This is a genomic window from Novosphingopyxis sp. (assembly GCF_965218915.1).
Taxonomy (GTDB): domain Bacteria; phylum Pseudomonadota; class Alphaproteobacteria; order Sphingomonadales; family Sphingomonadaceae; genus Novosphingopyxis.
The window spans coordinates 2,317,387-2,337,229 of record NZ_OZ244708.1 but is presented as its reverse complement, the minus strand read 5'-3'; the positions used below and the strand labels follow the sequence as shown (position 1 = coordinate 2,337,229).

Below are 19,843 nucleotides of genomic sequence, written 5' to 3'. Positions count from 1 at the left end.
CTTGGTATCCAGCGTCGCTAAACACTGATTAACCATTTTCGCGTTAGGCTCCCGGCATGAACCGGTCCGCCCCAAGCGCGTCGCCCGACAAGGGCTTCCTGGTCGGTACAGTCCTGCCGCTCCTGCTACTGGTGACGGTTTATGCCGCGATCGGCTGGGCCGGCATCGATCTGACCTATCGCGACGGGCGCATTGCGGCGGTCTGGCTTCCGAATGCGGTGTTGCTGGCGATGATCCTACGCGCGCCTCATCACCGAAGCTTGATCTATATTGTCGCCGGTTTCCTGACCAATCTGTCGCTCAATCTGACAGTAGGTGACATGCTGTCGACGGCGCTTGCCTTGGCCATGGGCAATCTGGTGGAAGTGACACTGACGTTGATCCTCACCCGCCGGTTCTGCGGACGCTGCCCGGATATCGCGATACCGCGCAATCTCAACATCATGCTCGGCGTGGCGCTCGTCGTGCCGATCATATCGGCGATCGTCCCGGGCCTTTCGATGGCTGGCGCGGGCGCCGGCTTTTCGGTCTCCAGCGCGTTAAAATGGTACAGCGCCCATGCCCTCGCCATGGCGACGCTGGTGCCGGTTATATTGATCCTGATCGACAGCTGGCGCGGGCGCTGTCGCCCCAGCTTCGCGCAAATGCGCGACTGGTCGTTGCTGGTGCTAGGCACCATCCTGGCGACCGCAGCGATTTTCGGGCAGTCGCGTTATCCTTTGCTATTCCTGGCTTGTCCGCTGGTGCTGATCGCTGCGTTCCGCACCGGCATGTTGGGCACCGCGGTATCGATCACGATCGTCTCGGTCATCGCTTCGGGCGCAACGCTGATGGACAGCGGCCCGATCATGCTGGTGAAAGGTGACCTCGCTTATAAGTTCGCCACGCTGCAACTGTTCCTCGCAACCTGCTTCGTGATCGGCCTGCCGGTCGCCATCGGCCTGCGTGGTCGCAGGGTGATCGAGCAGGATTTGCTCGAAACCCGCAATCTGTTCGATCATGTGCTGCAGAATGTCGGCGAAGTGGTGTTCAAGACCGACGCCAAGGGCCGCTGGCTGTTCCTCAACAGCGCCTGGCAGATCATGACGGGATATGCGGTCGAAGAGAGTTTGGGATGGCCGACCACCAAATTGCTGGTGTCGCAGGATGCTATCGATGCGCGGCCGATCTATGCCAAGATCGTTAGCGGAGAGATCGAGCACGAGACGCTACGGCAACGCTTCTTCAACCGCGATGGCGAGATGCGCCATATCGAGGTGACGGTGCGGCGCATGGCCGATGAGGACGGCCGGTTCATCGGCACCATCGGCAATATCCGCGACGTGACCAAGCGTGTGCTACAGGAACGCGCGCTGTTGCAAAGCGAGAGCCGGTTTCAGGCGCTCTCCAATCTGGCGCCGGTCGGAATCTTTCGCAACGATGCTCAGGGCGGCTGCAATTATGTCAACCAGGCCTGGAAGGAGATTTCCGGTCTCGAGGACGGCCAGTGGGAAGGGGATGGCTGGGCCTCCGGCATGCATCCGGACGATGTCGAACGGGTGAGTCACGACTGGGCGGCGGCGGTTGCCGAAAAGCGCCAATATGAAGGCGAATTTCGTTGGGTTCGTCCTGATGGTTCCATATCCTGGGTTACTGCGCTCGGGCGCCCCGAATTCAATCTCGATGGAGATATTGAAGGTTTTATCGGCGTCAACATTGATTTTACCGAACGCAAGGCGGCGGAGGCGGAGCTCGCGCGGCGCGAGCGCGAACTGGCGACATTGGCGGACAACGCCACCGACGCCGTGATGCGTTTGTCGCTCGCCGGGACATGCCTGTATGCGTCGCCGTCCAGCGGAAAGTTGCTGCGCGTGCCAAGCGAGCAACTTGTCGGGCAGGATATGCTCACCCGCTTCCACCCCGAAGATGCAGACGCCGTGATGGCGGCGTTCCGCGACCTCGCCAGCGGCCGCAGCGATGATGTGATCCTCGCCTACCGGTCCGAAAGCATAGCCAATCCGGGGCATTATCTGTGGATGGAAGCCAATTGCGGGCTGATACGCGATGACTCGACCGGAAAGCCTGGTGAAATCGTGGTATCGATCCGCGACATTTCGCACACCAAGGCGCTGGAGACGGAACTGCGCGATGCCCGCCTCCACGCCGAGGCTGCGGCTCTCGCCAAATCCGCCTTTCTAGCCAATATGAGTCACGAAATCCGCACGCCGATGAACGGCGTTATCGGTTTTACCGAGCTGGTGCTGGCCAGCGATCTCGATGCCGAGCAGCGCAGCAATATCGAGCTGATCGCGGATTCGGGCCGCGCCATGATGCGGCTGCTCAACGATATTCTCGATATGGCCAAGATCGAGGCCGGCCAGATGAGCCTGATCGAGGAGCCGGTCAGCGTGGCTCATAAATTATCCTCCGCCACCCGGCTGATGCAGGGTATTGCTCAGGCCAAGGACGTCGATCTGACAATCGACGTGGCGGCCAACGTGCCGAAATGGGTGCTTGGCGATCAGCTGCGGCTGCGCCAGATCATCCTCAATCTGATCGGCAACGCAGTGAAGTTCACCGAACAGGGCGAAGTTGCGGTATCTGCATCGGTGCACCCCTGCGCCGAGGGTGATCGGCTGCTGATCGCAGTCAAGGATAGCGGTATCGGCATCGAGGCCGACCGGATCAGCCAGATTTTCGATCAGTTCTCACAGGCCGACAGCGGCATTGCCCGGAAATTCGGCGGCACCGGCCTCGGCCTCGCAATCAGTAGCGAACTCGCCCGGATGATGGGAGGGCATATCGATGTGGACAGCGCGTTTGGCGAGGGTTCCACCTTTACGCTCGATATTCCTCTGCGTCATGCCGAAACCCCGCCGGAAACCTCGGATAATCCGCTCGCCGACCAGTTGCCGGGCCTGCCGCCCGAACAGACCGGGCGCGTGCTGATCGCCGAGGATCATGATATCAATCAGGAGTTGATGAAGCAGCTCGCGCGTCGCTCGCGTATCGACGTCGATATCGCGCCCGATGGCGAGGAAGCGGTGGCGATGATCGAGGCCGCCGAGGCTTCGGGCAAACCTTATGCATTGGTGCTGATGGACATGCAGATGCCGCGCCTGGACGGGCTGTCGGCGACGAGACGACTGCGCTCGTCGGGCTATGATGCGTGCAAGCTGCCGATCGTCGCGCTGACCGCCAACGCCTTTGCCGAGGATATCGCAGCGTGCCGCGCGGCGGGTATGCAGGGCCATCTGGCCAAGCCGCTGCGTGCACGGGATTTCATCGCGACCGTGCGCCGCTGGGGCGGGGTCACCGCTGCTCCCGCCACCGTTCAAGACACGCCGCCGAAGAAATCGCTTCGCGATCGTTATGCAGAGCGCAAGCAGGACGCGCTTGATACCCTCTCCAAGGCGCTGCGCGAGGACGCTCTAAGCGATGCCAGTATCGACGAGCTTGCGTCCCTGCTTCACAAGATCGCAGGCACCGCGGGCTTTTTCGGCGAGGAAAACCTCGGCAGCAACGCACGCGAGATCGAGCAGCGGCTCAAGGAGGTTTCTCCGGGCGAACGTGTAGGCCTGATCGCGGACGCGGTGGCCTTACTCGCCAGAGCCGCCTGAAAACGCTCGGTCAAACATGCCAAACGTACGGCTAAGCCTCTGACGGGGCGCAGCAATAATTCGCTACGCAGTTGCGCTATGCGGCATGGCCTAAGGCTGCGAACACAGCATTTTGGCCACCACGGCGGTCTTGCAGCCGAAGCGGCGCCGACCCGAGCGGGTCGATGAGATAAGCCTCGCCCCGCTCTCATTCCTGCGCAACCGTCGGTTGCCCCCCACCCACCTATTATGCGGCGATTCACGAATATCTGTGCCATCCCAATGTGACCGTGCAAGCAGCGAGCGCCAGCTAAAGCGGCCTGACTGTGGAGAGGTCTCGCGATCAGTCCGGTGCGGCGATGGGAATGCTTGGTCGAAGGATCAGCATAGGTCCCTCCACGCGCCAGGATTGCAGCTGCGACAGAAAGTTCATGCCCAATATGTCGACTCCGAGGGTGGGCGAAATGACTACCTTCAGATTTCGCGCTTCTATTCCTTCCAGCTCTAGTCGCTCGACGCTGCCGGTCTCGGCCTGCACCGTGCCGTTGGCGGTACGAATCATGATCGGAAGCAGGCTGCTACCGCGATCGATCCCCGCCGCGGCAGCGGTTCGCGGGTTCAGCGCGGTGACGGTTGCGCCGCTGTCGATCAGCATTCGCCGCTTGCTCCCGTTGATGCTGGCGGTCGCCCAGAAATGCCCATCGGGCGACATGGCGATACGCACCTCGTCGCCCGCTACGTACTGATCGCCGAGCCCGAGCCGTGTGGTGAGCCGCGATAGCGTGGGATCGAACGGCGCCTGCTGCAAAAGCACGAACACGGCTAGGGCGAGCAACCCCAGCGAAAACAGCGCACGTAATACCCGACCTATTAACGGTATGCGAAACAACAGCATCAGCACCATCGCAATGCCGATCGCGTAGAGCGCAATGTGCTGCCATTCCTGATTGGTCGCGACGTTCATCTTGCTCAAATAGGAAGCGCCGGTGGGTTGCACCACCGCTGCGTTTTATCGCCAGGAGTATAAGATTTTTGGCTGAACCATGCCCATCATCGCGCGCCTACAAAATTGATCGCCTATCCGATCCGTTTTGGCGTAATTATATCCAGTGTTTTGGCGACTTTATAATTCTGCAAACTTTTCTTAGACCAGTTTGGACGGTGTTGAAATTGACTTGCTTCTTGTCGCAAATAACCTGGCTTTGTCTGCCGCATAATGCACAGGCAAAGCAAAATGGAGGACGACATGGAGAAAGTGGATTTCGTCAATTCGGACCTTGGGTTCAACATCGACGATCTTGATCTCGACGCGATCGAAGTCGTTGCGACTAGCGGTTACATGGCAATCCCCGAAACGGGCGCCTCTTGCTGCTATGGCAGCTCGTCGTGCAGTGGTTCATCGCAACCCGAGGTTGCTGTCTGACGATATGCCAAATGACGGCGGCGCGTCAGCTACCGCTCGACCGAAAAGTTCGATCCGAAGCAGACGTGTCGTCGCCAGCGGTCTATACCGCTGCCGCAGCTTTTGTCGTCAAACATAATTTCTCAAGGATCAACAATCAGCTGCGGAGCGCATAAATTGAGCGCATTGAAGAGACTTGTCGAAGCGCCGCTTGATGCTTCCAAACCCGTAGCCGCGGATCTTCGGCCCGAGGGAATTTTTGAGGACTTCGCCTCTTTTGCAGCGCGTATCGTTCGACACCCCCATTTTTTCTTGCGAATTGGCGGAGAGGCCTGCGAGCAGCTGCAAGAGTTCGGCTCGACTAGCGCGGTCCGCTGCCACGATCTGCTTCGCAGCCAGCGCCGCAAGCTGGCGTCGGAAGTCGACGCGGCATGTCGCCGCCTGGAAAGGCTAATCCCAGAAACGGACGACAAAAATCGGCGGCGCAACCTCATTCAAGTCAGGCGGGACTTGTTCAACGGACGGATTCCCAAACAAGCCGTGCTTGAGAGCGTCCGGTCACAATCCGATGTCAATACCGCCGAACAACTGAACGATGTGGTCACTGGGACCGAATATCTTGGAAAACTGGAAGAGTCCGGACTTCAGACCCACGCTGCCGACTTGAAGGCCGACGCCGCAGTTCTTCGCCGCGCCGCCATGCTTCCCAATCTGCGCGCTGCGCTTCTCGCGAGCAGTCCTTCACTGTTTCAAGCGCTGCGCAAGCTGGAGGCGGGCGCGCAGCTGCGTAACAAGGACTGGGCCAATCTACATCTTGCAATCAGCAGTTTTCTGACGAGATCGACCCTCAAAACCAGCCCCAAATCGTCGCTCACGCTCGTGGCGCTCGGGAGTTGGGGTGGTCGGGGGGCGCACGAAATCGAGTTCGCTTTGAATGACGTCGTCATTCGCCGTGATGTCCGATTGCGGCACAGCATCATCGAACGGATCTTTCGACCGTTAGCTGCGAATGCTGCGATGCTGTCGCCCGATGCAATGGTCTTCGCCAATCCGACGATCGATGTCAAAGACGGGCAAGTCGCGTGGCAACGCATCGCCTTTTCCGAAGGTTCGGCGATGGAAACCTACGGGATCGCCGCCACAACGAACCTATTGCGCCCGAAGCCGGACCTGCACGCCATTCTGGACGATTTGGCGTCGATGGATGGAAGTTGGTCGCTCGGCGCCTATTCAGACCATATCCGGTCTCGCTTCCGGCTGAGCTCGATCTTGGAAGCCGAAGCGTTGGTGGCGCGTCTGATGGCTCTCGATCTGCTCGTTCTGAAAAATGATGTGCCCGCGCAAAGCGATCGATTGCTTTGGGCTCGATCGATCGTGAATTCGCTGAAAACATCGATATCGAATGAAATGGCCGAACGGCTCGATCGACTCGAAGTAGCGAGGATGGCGGTTTGCAAGCGCGAAGCTCCGATGGAAGCGGGCCGGGCGGTAGAGCGCGCGCTCGACGAACTGGCGATCGCAACCACCGCGCCGCTACGCTCGGAGCGATTTCGACCCGTATTTTACGAAGATTGCATGATTTCCTCGCCCTCGATCGTGTTGAGCACCCGGGCGATTGAGAGTCTCGAATCGGATCTGCTCGACCTGATGAGGCTGCTTCCGCTGCTTCGCGGCTATGGCTGGGCCAGCGCTTGGCTGACGCGGCGGTTTGTTACGACGTTCGGGGTCGGCGGCCGGTGCGAGGACGCTGTTTCATTTCTAAGCGGCGCAGCCGAACTTCTCGCCGCCGCGGGGGACGGCGTCTCGGCGGGCGGTGACGAAGCGAAATTGCCGCCCTGGCAGACCGGCTCGGTCCCGGACGACACGGACGCACTTGCGCTCGACGCGGTATCGCGCGCATTCGGCGATTCGCTCGCCGCCCATGTCGCGACATCGGGAAGTTGGACGATCCCCAAATCGCTGGTCGATCGCTTCTATCGCGAAATTCCCGCGACCTACCGCAATCGCGCGCGTTCACACTGCATCAACGGCCAGTTCGCCACGTTTGCCGGAACCCGCAAGTTCGTGGTGAATTCGGTCTATCCCGGCAATGCCCGCATGACCTCGCGTTTCCTGGAAACGGGCGGCCGGGTGGCGGATTATATCGAAGCGCTAGCGCCGGGCGTTCCGGTCGCAATCTCCGGCATGTTCGGCTTCAACGCCAACCGCCATCCCAAATTATGCGACCGGGAACTCGCTATCCCGCCCTATGAAAGCGACTATGCCGACACGCAAAAAATTTCACTCGACCGCTGTACGTTGCGCCACGACACCGTGCACAATCAGATCATTCTCGAAGACGCGGACGGCGTGCGCCTTTCACCTTATTATTTCGGCATATTGAACAGTTGGACGCTCCCGCCGATTCACCGTGTCCTCGACTGGATGAACGGCGCATCGGACCTGCCTTTTTCGATCGCCGATGCGGTCTTTTCCCGCGACCGACCCGAGGTTCCACCGGAAATCTTCGTGCGGCCGAGATTGACCATGGGCGATATGGTGCTGGCCCGAAAATCCTTTTCGATCGCCAAATCCGCATTGCCCGATCCGGCGCTTTCCGACGCGGCATTTTATTTTGCGCTACGTGATGCCTGGGAGCGACACGATCTTCCCGCCGTTTCCTTTTTCCAGGCGTCGAACTTCTGGCAGAGTCATGCTGATGGCTCCGCGCGTCCGCACAAGACGCGCAAACCCATGTATCTCGACATCGAGAACGTCTGGTTCGTCAAATCCTTCCAGCGTTCGCTGCGCAAGATAACGGGACATGTCGGCATCACCGAAGCGCTTCCGGTTCCCGGCGATACGCCGGTGACGATCACGGGCAGGCGTCATGCATCGGAAATCACCATCGAGCTCGGAATGAAAGAGGTCGATGTTTGATCACGTCATTCGCGCGGCCTATTTCGAAGCCGATCTGTCGGCGCTCATCGTCGATGCCGCCTGCCCGGCGCTACTGTCGCTACGCGAACAGGGGGCAGTCCGCGGCTATGTACGTAGCCACTGGGCGCGGGGACAGCATCTCGACTGCGTGATCGCGTTCGACGATGGCCAGGCCGATCCGGCGGCACTGGATACCGCGCGGCGAGCGATCCAAACCTGGATCGACGACCATCCATCGCGCGTCATCCTTCCTACTGACGCGCTCGTGCGTGCGCACAATATGGCGGACGCCGAACAATGGGACGGAGCCATAGCTCCGTTTTATGAAAATAATTCGGTGTTTCTGACCCAGAATGGCAGAAAAAGACTATGGGCTTCGGAACGGCTTGGCACCGCTGCGGCGATGTTTCACTGCGACGTTCTGCCCGATGTGGCGACGCTCATCCATGCCAAGCAAAAATCGCGTGGCGCGTTCGTCCTGGCGGCGGCACGCCGCCTGGCGATCATCGGCCGGATATCGGCTAGCGCAGAATTCATTTTCTGGCCGGTCTCGCTTTCCGCCCATGCCAAGCTGTTCCTGACCGCGCACCCTGCCTTACGCCCGACTTTTGAAAGCGCATGGGAGCGCCTGCATGAGCGCACCACAAGGTCGATCGAGGAAATCACGAGAGCGCCATCCGATCCAGTCGATCTGACGAACTGGATAGCCCGCGCGGCATCACTCGATGCGGCCATAAAGACCATTCAGGCCGATCCGGATGAGATGATCATGCCGGTCGAAGTGAACAACCCGCTGCATATCCGCGACATATTCGGTTCGGACGAGCGGCTCAGATCGGGCCTGAACGCCATGTTCGATGCCGAGCGTCTTTTCGCGGTGTTCGGGTCTTCGTTGCACCACCGTTTCAGGATCATCGTGAATATCTTTTACGAGAGCCTTTCGAGCGCGACGATCTCGCCGGTGGAGCGCGCGCTGGCCTGTTATATACTGTCGCGGGCGATTCTCGAGGACTTTCCGGATATGGCCCGGGCGGCCAGCGAAGCCGTCATGGAACTGGCCGGGGCGCACCATGCTTGACGGCCGACTCTATCCCCGCTTGCGGGCGGCGGTGCATGTCGATGAACGGCAGCCACACTACCGCGTAACGCTGGGCGATGACGATCTGCAGTTCAAGGGCGTGCCGAATGCGCTGTTGAAGGACGTCCTCGCACGTTTTTCTGGCCGGGAACCGCTGGACGCTATCCGCGCGTGCTATCCCGAGGCGATCGCGCCGGTGGTAACCCTGGTGGCGTCCGAACTGCAGGCGCGCCGCATGCTGATGCTGGCCAGGAGCAGCCAGGTTGCATGGGATGTCGAAGATTCTCCGTTCGACGGATCGATCTGGAATTACGTTCTCGATCGCGTGCCCGATCCGGTCGAAGCGTATCGGCGCTGGCGGACGGCACCGATCATCGTCAGCGGCCATGGCCGAAGCTTCAACCAGGCGGTGTCCGGACTGCTCGCGGCGGGCGCAGGCCATCTGCGGCTGGGTCTGGACAGGCCCGAGGACCGGCGCGAGATCGAAAACATGCTTTCGGATCGGACGGAGAATGAAGGCCGGTTTCGATGTGAATGGATCGAGGTTGACGATGCCCGGCATCCGGACCGGCCGTTCGTCCGCGTCGTGGACGGAGATCCGTTTCTGCAGAAGGGCGCGTGGGCGGCGCGTGCCGGTACCTTCACGGGTGCGCGGGTCGTGGCAGGGGTCGTGGGCGGGGCGGGACTGGTTATGGCGCTGCCGGCGCGTGGCGAACCGATGGCGGCGCCTACCGGCAAATACCCGCAGAGCGATGAGGCAATGTCGGTCTATGCTTACGCCGTGCTCGGTAACCTCGCTGCATTTCAGGCTCTGAACGTGATCATCGCGGATGACGGGCCGGAACGCATCGAACCGCTTCCCTTGCCGACGAAAATCGTCGTCCGGCCCGATGGGGGGCTGTTCGTGCTCGATAGCGCCGATCGGCCGAAATCCGCGCGCGTCGCGGCCGGCATGGCCGAACCCGCGTCGGATCAGGCCCGATCCCCGCATCAGCGCGACCGGGAACTATGGCTCGAAATATCCCGTCCCTTTTTCGCGCAGACCGCGCCGGTGCTGATGTGGGAAGACGAAGCGCCGCTGCCGAGTTTTCCCCTCGCGCACCGTGCGCTGCGTATCCACCCCGGCCACCCCGCGCTCGAAAACACGGTCGCGTCATGGGCGGTGTGGCCCAGCGAGATCACCGCGCTGACCATTCGCAAGGCGCTGGAGACGATCGCGGATCGGCAGGGGGGTGCATCCGGCCACGCGGTCGCTTTGGATGAGAACGGATGGGCGGCCAGAGCCTATCTGGCCCGGGCGGAGGCGTATGCAGTGCCGATTTTGCCGAGGTCGTCGCCAAGGATGCTGCGTTACGACGATAGCGGGGACGTCCGGTTTCGCACGCTCGTGCGCCTGACCAAGCTCTATTTCGACGAACCGGCCGCGATCGGCATCAGCATGGATGTCCGCTCGGGTGCGCCCAGAGCCGATGTGCACGTTGCCGGCTTCCACCGTTTCGCGCTGGGCGGCAGCCCCCTGCAGGCGGCGATCGAGGCGCTCGGAAGGACGCTCAGCGGCTTTCAGTTGGGCGAGCCGCCCATCCTTGCGCGAACGGCGCCGGCAATACCCGTCGCCGCCTGTCACCTCGGCCTCACCGACGAGGTGGCGTTCCGGCCCGAACGGCTCGGGCTGGTGCCGCAAATGCTCGATCGCCTGGCCGACCGGCCGGTCGAGGGATTTTTCGTCGGCAGATTTAAATCGACCCATGGCGATGACTGAGGCATTCGCCCGCTTCGAAGGACCGGCCACGCCGTTCTCGACATGGGTGCGAAGCGGTTACGCGCGCCATCGTGGCGAGCCGATAGCAGCCGATCGTCCTGATCTTGCTGCGGATTTGGTAATCGCCGCGTTCCCGCTGCATGAATGGTCCGCGGCGATAGGTTGCGAAAAGGCTGCGAATAGCGACGGTCTTCCGGTCTGTCACATCGGCTATGGCCCGACCCGGATCGTCATCGGCCCCATCGTGAAACCCGCAGCCGCGCCATGCCTCCGATGCGCCAGGCTATGGGCACCGGCGCTCGCGGAGGACTGCGCCGCCGCGCCGGCGTGGCCGCCGGTGATTTTCGAGCTCGTCGCGGCCCAGCTCGCGGCGTTCGTCGACCGCTCGCGGTCCGCGCAGGATAGCGACCCCGAGGGGCACATGCTCTGGACGGACCTCGAGATGCTGGCCCAGACCGAACACCGGCTGGTCGCCCATCCTGACTGCGATCGGTGCCATCCCAGCGAGCCCGCAAGCCCGCCGAAGCTGCGCGACGAGGTGCCGGTATCGAGCGAGAGCTGGCGCGCGGCGCCAATGCCCGATCGCAAGCGTCTCGCTGACAGACTGGTGGACGGGCGGTTCGGGCTGGTGCGGCAATTCGAGCGGGAGACCGAGGCGATCGTGCATCCGATGACGTTCGCGGCCTTTGCCGGGCGCAGCGACCCGCGCCGGCTCGAGATCGGCGTGGGCAGGACGGGCTGCCAGGCGGCCGACCGCGATGTCGCGATGCTGGAGGCGCTCGAGCGTTTTTCGAGCTTCGAACCGCGCGGTGCCATAGCGCAACTCTCGGCGCGGTTCGGCGATATCGAGCAGATCGCCGTGGACCCGCGCAAGTTCATCCTGCCGGGTGCCGGGCAGCGTTGCGAACCGGGGTATCGACTTGCGAGCTTCGATCCCGACACGCCCCATGATTGGGGATGGGCCTATTCCTTGCGGCGGCGCACGCCGGTGCTGATTCCGTTGCAACTGGCCTATTACGACATGCCGCGCGGCAAGCTTGCGCCCGAGCAGCGCTTCGTGATGGAAACCTCCAACGGCTGCGCGCTGGGTTCCAGTTTCGAAGAGGCGGCGCTGTTCGGTCTGTTCGAGGTGCTGGAGCGGGACGCCTATTTCACCAGCTGGTACGGCCGCTTCGTCCCCGGAAAGATCCGGGCGGGAACGATCGACGATCGCTACGCGGCGGGCATGATCGCGCGGCTGGAAGAATGGGGGTTCGAGGTCTCGATCCTCGACATCGGGCTGGGCTTCCCCGTCACGACGCTGGCGGTGCTCGCCGTCGACGACCGCGCGGACGCGGCGGTGGCCAGCATTTTGTCCACCGGTGCGCATATCGATCCTATTCAAGCGCTGCGCGGTGCGCTGGTGGAGGTCTGCACCAGGGTTCAGCATCGCCCGGCGCATATCGTGGCCGACTCGCGCGTGCGCGCGGCTGCGATGCTGCGCGACGGTTCGCTGGTGAAGACGATGGACGATCATGCGACGCTTTACAGCCACCGGGACAGTCTCGGGAGGCTGGAATTCCTCGTCGCGCAAAATGGCGCGAACGATATCGGCGACCGGTTGCACAAGCAGAGTTTTTCAGAAGACCGCACGACCAATCTGACGGACCGGCTGGTCGAACTGTCGGAGGCGGTGCTCGACGTGGCCGACGATATTCTCGTGGTCGATCTGACCAATAGTCTCACCGCTTCGGTCGGGCTCCATTGCGTAAAGGTTCTCGCGCCCGGGCTGCTGCCGGTCACCTTTGGTCATCAATATCGCCGGGTGTCCGCCGAACGGATCGCCATGGTCGATCGCGCCCGAACGCGTGCAGCGAAGGGAGGCGAGCCGTGCCTGCCGCACAACTTTCAGTAGCGGAGCAGCGAGGCGACGACCCGGCGAGGGACTTCCTCGTGGGCTCGACCTATCGCAAGGACGTGCTGCAAGGCGCGCTTTGGAAGATGCTTCGCGATCAGTTGGCGGGTGCCCCCGCCGAGAAGCCCGGCCCGACCGCGTCTCCGACGCTCGAAACCCGCGACGGGCAGGCGATCGGGCTGGGCGCCCCCTTCGGATGGAGTCGCTCGCCCGGCTTCGATCCGTCCGCGCTCGATTCGCGCGCTGCTCTTTCGACGATCCTCGCCTATTCTTTCGGCGTCCTGCGGTGGGAGCCGCTCAATCCGAACCCCGAACATCGTGCCTGTCCCTCGCCCGGCAGCCGCTTTACCGTCGATGCGAGCCTGTTCTTCGAAAGCCGGCACGGAGCATCGTGCTACCGCTATCTGGTGCGAGAGCACGCGCTGTTCGCCATGGCCGATTCAACCGGCGCCGCGCGCGCATCGCAAGACGCGCTCCGGATTTCGCTGACCTGCGATCCCGCCCGCTGCGCATCGCCCTATGGCGATCTCGCTTATTGCCTCTCGGCCATCGAGCTCGGTGCAAATCTGTCGCAATTTCTGCTGATCCTGGGCCTGTTCGGCCTGCGCCTCGACGACGTCCGTCTGCACGCCGCGGATCGGGCAGGCGATCGCGCCGTGGTGCCGGGCCTGTCGGCGAGCATCGCCGCGCCGGAGATTGCCGGCTGGCTCCGTCAGGCCTGGCCGGAACGGCATGTTTTCGCGGCTCGGGAATATCCGCCGATCGAACGCGGTGCCTTTCCCTTGCTCGATGCCGTGATCGACAACGCCGCGAACGCCGCGGAAGCGCCGCCGTTTCCGGGCGGACTGGCTGCCGGACCTTGGCGCGGGAACCCGATCGAGCTGTTGCGGGCAAGCGCCGCGCGCTCGTCGGGCCTGGATCTGCAAGCCCCCCCGTCGGTCAATCGGGCGCCCGGCGGTTCGCGTACGGTCCAGCTGCTCGACAAGGTGGCCGAACTGCGCGGCTCGTTCACCGGCGTCGCGCGCCACCGCGTTCATGCGCACGTGACGCTGCCCGAGCATCTGCGCGTTGCGATCCGCGATTGCCGGCGATCGGCGGATAACGCCACGCTGTCGCTCGACAAATCGACCGGGCGGCGAGGATCGGGCGGGGACGACGTCTACCCGCCAGATGCCATCGTCGTGACGCTAAGCGCGGATTATCCGGCTTATGTCGCGCGCTTCGGCGAACTGGCCCTGTTCCATATGTACCTCGCCGCCGGCATCGACGCCCAGTCCTTCTGTCTGGCCGCCGCGACGGTCGGCCTGGCCTGTCGCCCGATGCGCTCGTTCGACCACGCCGCCGCCGATGCCGCGCTTCCGATCGACTGTTGGTCGACCTTGCAGCTGGTGATCTATGCGGACGATGCGGTCAATCCGGCATTCCCGGTCGGCGGCGCGCCGTGGGAGGCTTGCGGGTGACCCGACGCGGCTGCCCCCAGCGACATTGGTCCGCGGATCATGTCTATATTTCCCCCGGGCGCATGAGCGACCGGTTCCTCCTGCGCATCGCCGCGCCTTTGCTGCGGGATCTGGCCGGGGCGGGAAACTGGTTCTTCATCCGATATGGCGAGGGCGGGCCCCATTTGCGCATCAGGGTGGCGGTGGACGACCCGGCGGTTTCGGATCGCCTCCACGAATGCTGGCGGCAAGCCGCGCCCCGCCATGTCGATGCCGCGCCGCTTGCCATCGAATGGCGGTCGGACGACGCTCCGGAACGCGAACCGGGAAGCGTTCACCGGATCGCCTACGAGCCCGAGGTCGCGCGCTACGGCGGTCCGCGCGCCATGGCGTCGAACGAGCGCCTGTTCTGCCAATCGACGTCGCTGGCGCTTGGCATCATCGGCGCGACGCTCGGCGATGCCGATCGGCGCATCGGCCAGGCCATCAAGATCATGATCGCCTCGGTGCGATCCTTCGCCGACGATCCCGCCGAGATCGGCGAAATCTTCCGGCGCTACGCAGCGGGTTGGCGGAGTTTTCTCGCGCCCACCGGCTGGACGCCGGACGGCGAGCCGGTGGCGCTGAGCGATCCGCATGCGATCGAAGCCGCCCTCCTGGAAACGCCGGACGAGCGGCGCAGCTACAGTTCGGCCTGGCGCGGCTGCCTGGCGGCGCTGATCGCCGCTCTCGATGCGGATGATGCAGCGCCGCTCACGGCGAGCAAGCCGGACATCGTCATGTCGCAGCTCCACATGTTCTGCAACCGGCTCGGGCTGTCCCCGGCGATGGAATTTCATCTCGCAACCGCAATAGCCAAGGTCCTCCAGCATGGTGCGTAGAAAGGAACTATGATGAACAAGCTTACCGATCTCGGCGCTTTTCGCGGCGATATCCAGCCCGCGGTCGCGGTCCGCCATGTCACCAAGCGGTACGGAGAATGCCTCGCGCTGGACGATGTCAGCTTCACCGTGGCGAAAGGCGATATCGTCGGGATATTGGGTCCGAACGGAGCGGGCAAATCGACCTTGCTGCGACTGCTGCTGCGCCTCAGCATGCCGACCGGCGGTACGATTTGCGTGGGCAGGCACGATCACAAGGCGGGCACCGCCGACGTCGCCCGATCGACGGGTTATGTCGCGCAGGAGAGCATGTTCGATTATCGCGCCACGCCGCGCAGCGAACTGCATTTCCAGGGGCGATTGTTCGGCATGTCGAGAACGGCTGCGCGCGAACGCGCCGCCGAACTGCTCGCTTCGGTCGGGCTGGACGCGGCGGCCGATGTCCGGATCGTGACGCTGTCCGGGGGCAATCGGAGGCGTCTGGATATCGCCATGGCGCAGCTCCATTCCCCCGAACTGATCATTCTCGACGAACCCACCCAGGGCCTCGACGTGGAGAGCCGCGCGCGGGTCTGGGAAACGCTCGAACGGTTGAACGGGGCCGGGGTGACGATCATGTTCTCGACCCATGACATGGCCGAGGCGGAGCAGCGCGCCCGCCGGCTGCTGATCGTTCAGGGCGGCAGGATCCTGGCGGACGACAAGACGGCCGCGATCTGCGCCGCCCACCAGTCCGATGTGCTGATCCTGACGCTCGATCGAATCGAAAGCGATCCGGCGCTCCTGGATGCGGCGCGCGATCATGCGGACGGCGAACCCTGGATCGCCGATCGGCAATTGTTCATTCCGATGGACGACGCGCAGAAAAAGGGGCTGGCGGTGGCCGAGGCGCTGCGATCGTCGGGCGCCGCCATCACCGAGTTTCAGATCAAGCGCCAGTCGCTCGAAGCGGCCTATCTGAACATCGCGAAGGCGCGCTTCGAAAGGGCCGGGCCGCGCCTGCGCCGAGTCGCCTGATACAAGCTTCAAAAGGGAGATACGATGATGCGATCCGCAGCCTTGATTACCGGCCGGGCACTTCAATTTTCGATAAAGTCGCCATTTTATCTGATCTTCGCCCTGACCCAGCCGCTCATCTGGCTGCTGCTGTTCGGCAGTCTGTTCGCGCCGGCGATGGCGGCGCTGTCGGGCGAAACCGGATATGCTTATATCGCCTATATCGCGCCGGGTATCGCGAGCATGTCGGCCGCCATGAGCGCGAGTTATGCCGGCATCCAGGTGCTTTCCGATCTGCAGCGCGGCGCGATGAACCGGGTGTTCTTCTCGCCCGCCTCCAACATTTCGATCGCCTGTTCGCCGCTGTTCCACGCAGGGCTGATCTCCTCGGTCCAGGCCGCGGTGCTGCTGACCGTCGGTCTGGTCATCGGCGGCGGCGACCTGTCCGTGTTCGCCATCCTGCTGACCGCGCTGGTCGGCCTGCTGATCGGGATCGGTTTTTCCGGCTTGTCGGTAGCCGTCGCGCTGCATTTCCGTCAGATACAGGTGATCATCGGAACGATGAATTTCCTGACGCTTCCGCTCACTTTCCTGTCGAGCGTGTTGATCTCGCATGGCGCGATGCCGCTGTGGATGAAGATCATCGCCTATGCCAATCCGATCGACTGGGGCGCTACCTTGTGCCGCTTTGCCAGCGGATCGCAAGTCTCGGAGTGGGTGCTCGTCCGCAATTTCGGGCTGATCTGCGTCTTCGCCGTTACCGCGTGCGCGCTGAGCGTCTTTACGCTTCGCCGATACCGGCAGTCATTCTAGCCCGGAGCAAGTCGCGATCGGGGCGTATATGAGCCGGTCAGAAGTTCAGCGAGATGCCGAACGTCAACACGCGGCCCGCGAAGCTGCGATAGCGGATCGGCGCATCGTCCTCGCCGAGGATCGGCGCACCGTCCTCGCCGAGAATCTGCGAGGAGACGTTGCGCCGGTCGAGGATGTTGGCGACCGAGAGAAAGGCGAGCGGCTTGATGTCGGCCGACAGCGCGATCGGCGCTGCGAGGCTCAGGTCCAGGCTGAAATAGGGCGGGAGCCGTTCGCCGTTGATCGGAGCCGTGACCGGAACGCGCCGACCGTCCGGCCCGTCCGCGATCGACGTCACCCGCGTGAACGGTGCACCCTCCCGGGCGGTCGCCGCCAGATTCACGGCCAGGCCGCCGAAATCATATTTGAGCGCGCCGCGGACGATATAGCCGAAATCGCTGCTTCCCCGGTAGGTCTCGCCATCGATATGCAGCGTCTGGTCGATGCTGCTGAGCGACAGCTTCGCCTCGAGCCGATCGATCGGAGATGCCGTGACATAGGCTTCGACGCCGGTCGTCTCCGTGCGTCTGCCGATGCCGGTCAGGCCGTCGTCGAAGACGTAGAAGCGCCCTTCCTCAAGCGCGGACCGCGTGCGGTCGCTGTGCTCCGCGCTGCGATAGAGCGACAGACCCAGGCGCAGTCCCGGAACGGTAAAGCTGTAATCCGCCTCGGCTTGCCGGCTGACCGACCGCGCGAGGCCGCCATAATAGGCATATTGCGGCACCTCCGCGCCAAAATAGCGGCCCAGCGACACGATCAGCTTGTGCCGCTTGTCCGCGCTCGACGCCGTGCCGCTCATCTGAAACCCGTGCTCCGTACCCAGATCGCTCGAAAGAATTTGCCGCGCAGCGATGCTCATGAGCACGGCCGGGCTGATGCGATAGGAGGCGAACGCATAGGCGGCGACGTCGTTGTTGCGATTGTGCGATCGCGATGGCGCATCGCCCGCTATGGGAATGACGGCGCCCTCGAACGACTGGCCGCTTCGCTGGGAAATGAGGTCGCTGTCGATGCCGATGCGGTAGGTCAGCCGAGCATCGGCCGCTTCCGATGCGAAGTCGATCGAATAGAAACTGTAGCGATTTGCGCTGCGCGAAGACCACCCCGCATAGTCTTGCTCGGTAATCGTCTTGGTATAGGAGCCGTTCACGGTTAGCGACGAGGCGCCGATGCCGGTCGAAAAGGAAGCCAGCAACCGGTAGCGCTCGGCATCCTGCCGAAAGTCTCCGCGCGACCCGAATGTTTCGACGGGATACCGGCCGCCTTCGGTTTCCGCCTGAGCGAACAGGCCCAGTTCGGACGACGAACCCAGCGGCGCATGGCCGACCAGCCCCGCGCTCCGCAGGCGGAGGCGGGACACCAGCTCGGACAGGCCGGGGTTGATCGAGAGTTGCGGCTGCAAATCGGAGTAAAGGCCGGAGAGCGAGACGAACGACGCGCCGTTGCCCGGTGTCAACGTGCCGCTGAGGCCGACCGCCGCCGTGTTCAGCGCGAGATTGCCCCCGGGGGTTGCCGCCGTCGGCGGCAAGGCTCTGAGCGCTCCCCCGGACGAACCGGCAAGGTAAAGCGGCGGATTGCTTGGATAGACCTCGACATCCTTGGTGTTTCCCAGATTGAAGATCGAACCCGCCTGCGTGGCGCTATCCAGGCTGCCGCCCCGCGCGAACTCGAACACCGGAATGTCGCCCAGATAGAGCCGGCTGATCGCGGGACGCGTGGCGCGCAGATTGAGCGTGGCGTTGCCTGATACATTGGTGCTCGAGGGCAGGTCGTTGGCGGCCAGTATCGGATCGGCATTGGCGCGCGCGTCGGTAACGATATCCAGCAGGCCGAGCGTGTGCGGACTGAACGGCCGCGAGACGCGGCGGCCCACGACGACGATGCCGCCGTCGTTCTTCGTGCTGTCCAGTTGGACGGTGACGTCCTGCTCTCCCCCCGGCGCGACATGCAGATAGGCATCCCGAAAGCCGATCGCGGTGATCGTGAGATCCGCTCCGTCCGCCTCGTCGATCCGGGCCGGATCGACGATCGCATCGCCCTGCGCATCCGACAGGATCGACACCGTCGGCCCGCCCGACGACGCGATCTGAACTTCCGCCGCCTCGATCGGCCGACCATCGGGGTCGGTTACCCTTATGCGAAGGCCTTCATCCTCCACCTGCGCCTGTGCGGGGGAAGCGCAGGCAATCGCGCCGAGCAAGGCGGTGCGGCCGAGCCGGTGGAGGGACACCCGGCGCATCGTCCCTACGGTGTCTTGGCCAGCAGACGAAGCGCCGTGCTGTTTGGATATTCCGCGATCGAGCGCGCATAGATGTCGTCGGCCTCGTCGCCGCGATCTGCCGCGCGCAGAATTCTGACGAGCAGCGCGGCGCTGGCGTCACGGCCCCATGTCGGCCGAAGCGCCCGGGCCGGCTCCGGGCTCTGCTCGATCGCGCTCCGGGCAATTTTCTCCGCGACCCGCCCGCCGCCATATTCCTTCGGCGTCGTATAATCGGCGAGCGCGCGGGCATAGAGAACGCGCGGGTTGTCGGGATCGAGCGCGACCGCCTGTTCCATGGCGTCGCGGGCATGCCCGATCGCGTCGCCGATCTGGTCGGGCGTAGTGACGGCGATCTTCAGCCCGGCGACGAGGCTCATGAGCGCATAGGTCTCCACATCGGGGGAGGGGGTTTCGGTAAGCAGGGAATAGGCTTCGCCCAGCGCCGCCGCCGCCGCCGCCGGTTTTTCGCCCGCTTTCAAGCTTATATTGGCAAGCCAGTAATCGGTATAGGCGAGCCAGTAGGGCACATAATAAGCCAATTGTCCGCTCGGATTGCGATTCATCGCCTGCAATTCGGCGGCTATCGCCGACAGCTCGGTTGCATCGCCTTGCGTCGAGGCCGCCCATCGCGCTTGTTCGATGCGCGGCTGGATGTTCACCAGATTTTGCGAGGTGGCGGTCGCTTGAGCCGGAGTTTCGCTCTGCGCCGCGGCGAAGGAAGGGGTCGCTAGGCCGAGCAGGCATATCAGCTTGAAGGCATGGAATTCGGGCATGTTCATCTCCAC

13 protein-coding genes are annotated in these 19,843 nt (G+C 63.2%); 10 read left to right on the top strand and 3 right to left on the bottom strand.

From position 1 onward, the window contains the following. Positions 1 to 56 precede the first annotated feature (56 nt). Positions 57 to 3,599, top strand: coding sequence for a PAS domain S-box protein (locus ACOQPC_RS10940; protein ID WP_420605762.1), 3,543 nt, complete (start codon positions 57 to 59; stop codon positions 3,597 to 3,599). Positions 3,600 to 3,921: 322 nt separating this feature from the next. Here ACOQPC_RS10940 and ACOQPC_RS10935 read toward each other — a convergent pair whose 3' ends face one another. Further along, positions 3,922 to 4,542: a retropepsin-like aspartic protease family protein gene (locus tag ACOQPC_RS10935; protein ID WP_420608125.1), complete on the bottom strand. Its 621-nt coding sequence runs from the start codon at positions 4,540 to 4,542 to the stop codon at positions 3,922 to 3,924. Between the two features lie 282 nt (positions 4,543 to 4,824). Between ACOQPC_RS10935 and ACOQPC_RS10930 the strand changes: the two genes are divergently transcribed. The 9 genes from ACOQPC_RS10930 to ACOQPC_RS10890 all read left to right on the top strand — a co-directional run bounded on the left by ACOQPC_RS10930 (position 4,825) and on the right by ACOQPC_RS10890 (position 16,759). Further along, complete coding sequence (locus ACOQPC_RS10930) at positions 4,825 to 5,001, top strand: thiazolylpeptide-type bacteriocin (RefSeq protein ID WP_420605761.1); 177 nt, start codon at positions 4,825 to 4,827, stop codon at positions 4,999 to 5,001. 519 nt (positions 5,002 to 5,520) lie between these two features. Next, a complete protein-coding gene (locus ACOQPC_RS10925) occupies positions 5,521 to 7,899 on the top strand; it encodes a lantibiotic dehydratase (RefSeq protein WP_420605760.1) in 2,379 nt (792 codons plus the stop codon). Beyond that, positions 7,892 to 8,977 carry a hypothetical protein gene (locus ACOQPC_RS10920; RefSeq protein WP_420605759.1) on the top strand — a complete coding sequence of 362 codons (1,086 nt, stop codon included), beginning with the start codon at positions 7,892 to 7,894 and terminating at the stop codon, positions 8,975 to 8,977. The genes ACOQPC_RS10925 and ACOQPC_RS10920 overlap by 8 nt, the downstream gene beginning before the upstream one ends. After that, positions 8,970 to 10,736, top strand: a complete 1,767-nt coding sequence (locus ACOQPC_RS10915) for a hypothetical protein (RefSeq protein WP_420605758.1) — start codon at positions 8,970 to 8,972, stop codon at positions 10,734 to 10,736. Before ACOQPC_RS10920 ends, ACOQPC_RS10915 begins: the two co-directional genes overlap by 8 nt. Then, positions 10,729 to 12,630: a TOMM precursor leader peptide-binding protein gene (locus ACOQPC_RS10910; RefSeq protein ID WP_420605757.1), complete on the top strand. Its 1,902-nt coding sequence runs from the start codon at positions 10,729 to 10,731 to the stop codon at positions 12,628 to 12,630. The genes ACOQPC_RS10915 and ACOQPC_RS10910 overlap by 8 nt, the downstream gene beginning before the upstream one ends. Next, the gene (locus tag ACOQPC_RS10905) at positions 12,606 to 14,090 is read left to right on the top strand and encodes a hypothetical protein (RefSeq protein ID WP_420605756.1); all 1,485 of its coding nucleotides are present in this window, start codon (positions 12,606 to 12,608) and stop codon (positions 14,088 to 14,090) included. The genes ACOQPC_RS10910 and ACOQPC_RS10905 overlap by 25 nt, the downstream gene beginning before the upstream one ends. Positions 14,091 to 14,152: 62 nt before the next feature. After that, the gene (locus ACOQPC_RS10900) at positions 14,153 to 14,950 is read left to right on the top strand and encodes a thiopeptide-type bacteriocin biosynthesis protein (protein WP_420605755.1); all 798 of its coding nucleotides are present in this window, start codon (positions 14,153 to 14,155) and stop codon (positions 14,948 to 14,950) included. A 9-nt stretch (positions 14,951 to 14,959) separates the two neighbouring features. Further along, positions 14,960 to 15,967 (top strand): ABC transporter ATP-binding protein, encoded by a 1,008-nt coding sequence (locus tag ACOQPC_RS10895; protein WP_420605754.1) that lies wholly within the window; start codon positions 14,960 to 14,962, stop codon positions 15,965 to 15,967. 24 nt (positions 15,968 to 15,991) lie between these two features. Further along, the gene (locus ACOQPC_RS10890) at positions 15,992 to 16,759 is read left to right on the top strand and encodes an ABC transporter permease (protein WP_420605753.1); all 768 of its coding nucleotides are present in this window, start codon (positions 15,992 to 15,994) and stop codon (positions 16,757 to 16,759) included. 37 nt (positions 16,760 to 16,796) lie between these two features. On the opposite strand, the gene ACOQPC_RS10885 is transcribed toward ACOQPC_RS10890, so the two are convergent. Further along, complete coding sequence (locus ACOQPC_RS10885) at positions 16,797 to 19,037, bottom strand: hypothetical protein (protein ID WP_420605752.1); 2,241 nt, start codon at positions 19,035 to 19,037, stop codon at positions 16,797 to 16,799. Positions 19,038 to 19,042: 5 nt separating this feature from the next. Next, on the bottom strand, positions 19,043 to 19,831 hold the full coding sequence (locus ACOQPC_RS10880) for a tetratricopeptide repeat protein (RefSeq protein ID WP_420605751.1): 789 nt from the start codon (positions 19,829 to 19,831) through the stop codon (positions 19,043 to 19,045). Positions 19,832 to 19,843 lie beyond the last annotated feature (12 nt).

Bases quoted from the DNA above. Each gene is read 5' to 3' on its own strand.
- ACOQPC_RS10940 (WP_420605762.1), top strand. From the start codon at position 57: ATGAACCGGTCCGCCCCAAGCGCGTCGCCCGACAAGGGCTTCCTGGTC.
- ACOQPC_RS10935 (WP_420608125.1), bottom strand. From the start codon at position 4,542: ATGAACGTCGCGACCAATCAGGAATGGCAGCACATTGCGCTCTACGCG.
- ACOQPC_RS10930 (WP_420605761.1), top strand. From the start codon at position 4,825: ATGGAGAAAGTGGATTTCGTCAATTCGGACCTTGGGTTCAACATCGAC.
- ACOQPC_RS10920 (WP_420605759.1), top strand. From the start codon at position 7,892: ATGTTTGATCACGTCATTCGCGCGGCCTATTTCGAAGCCGATCTGTCG.
- ACOQPC_RS10915 (WP_420605758.1), top strand. From the start codon at position 8,970: ATGCTTGACGGCCGACTCTATCCCCGCTTGCGGGCGGCGGTGCATGTC.
- ACOQPC_RS10910 (WP_420605757.1), top strand. From the start codon at position 10,729: ATGACTGAGGCATTCGCCCGCTTCGAAGGACCGGCCACGCCGTTCTCG.
- ACOQPC_RS10900 (WP_420605755.1), top strand. From the start codon at position 14,153: ATGAGCGACCGGTTCCTCCTGCGCATCGCCGCGCCTTTGCTGCGGGAT.
- ACOQPC_RS10895 (WP_420605754.1), top strand. From the start codon at position 14,960: ATGATGAACAAGCTTACCGATCTCGGCGCTTTTCGCGGCGATATCCAG.
- ACOQPC_RS10890 (WP_420605753.1), top strand. From the start codon at position 15,992: ATGATGCGATCCGCAGCCTTGATTACCGGCCGGGCACTTCAATTTTCG.
- ACOQPC_RS10885 (WP_420605752.1), bottom strand. From the start codon at position 19,037: ATGCGCCGGGTGTCCCTCCACCGGCTCGGCCGCACCGCCTTGCTCGGC.
- ACOQPC_RS10880 (WP_420605751.1), bottom strand. From the start codon at position 19,831: ATGCCCGAATTCCATGCCTTCAAGCTGATATGCCTGCTCGGCCTAGCG.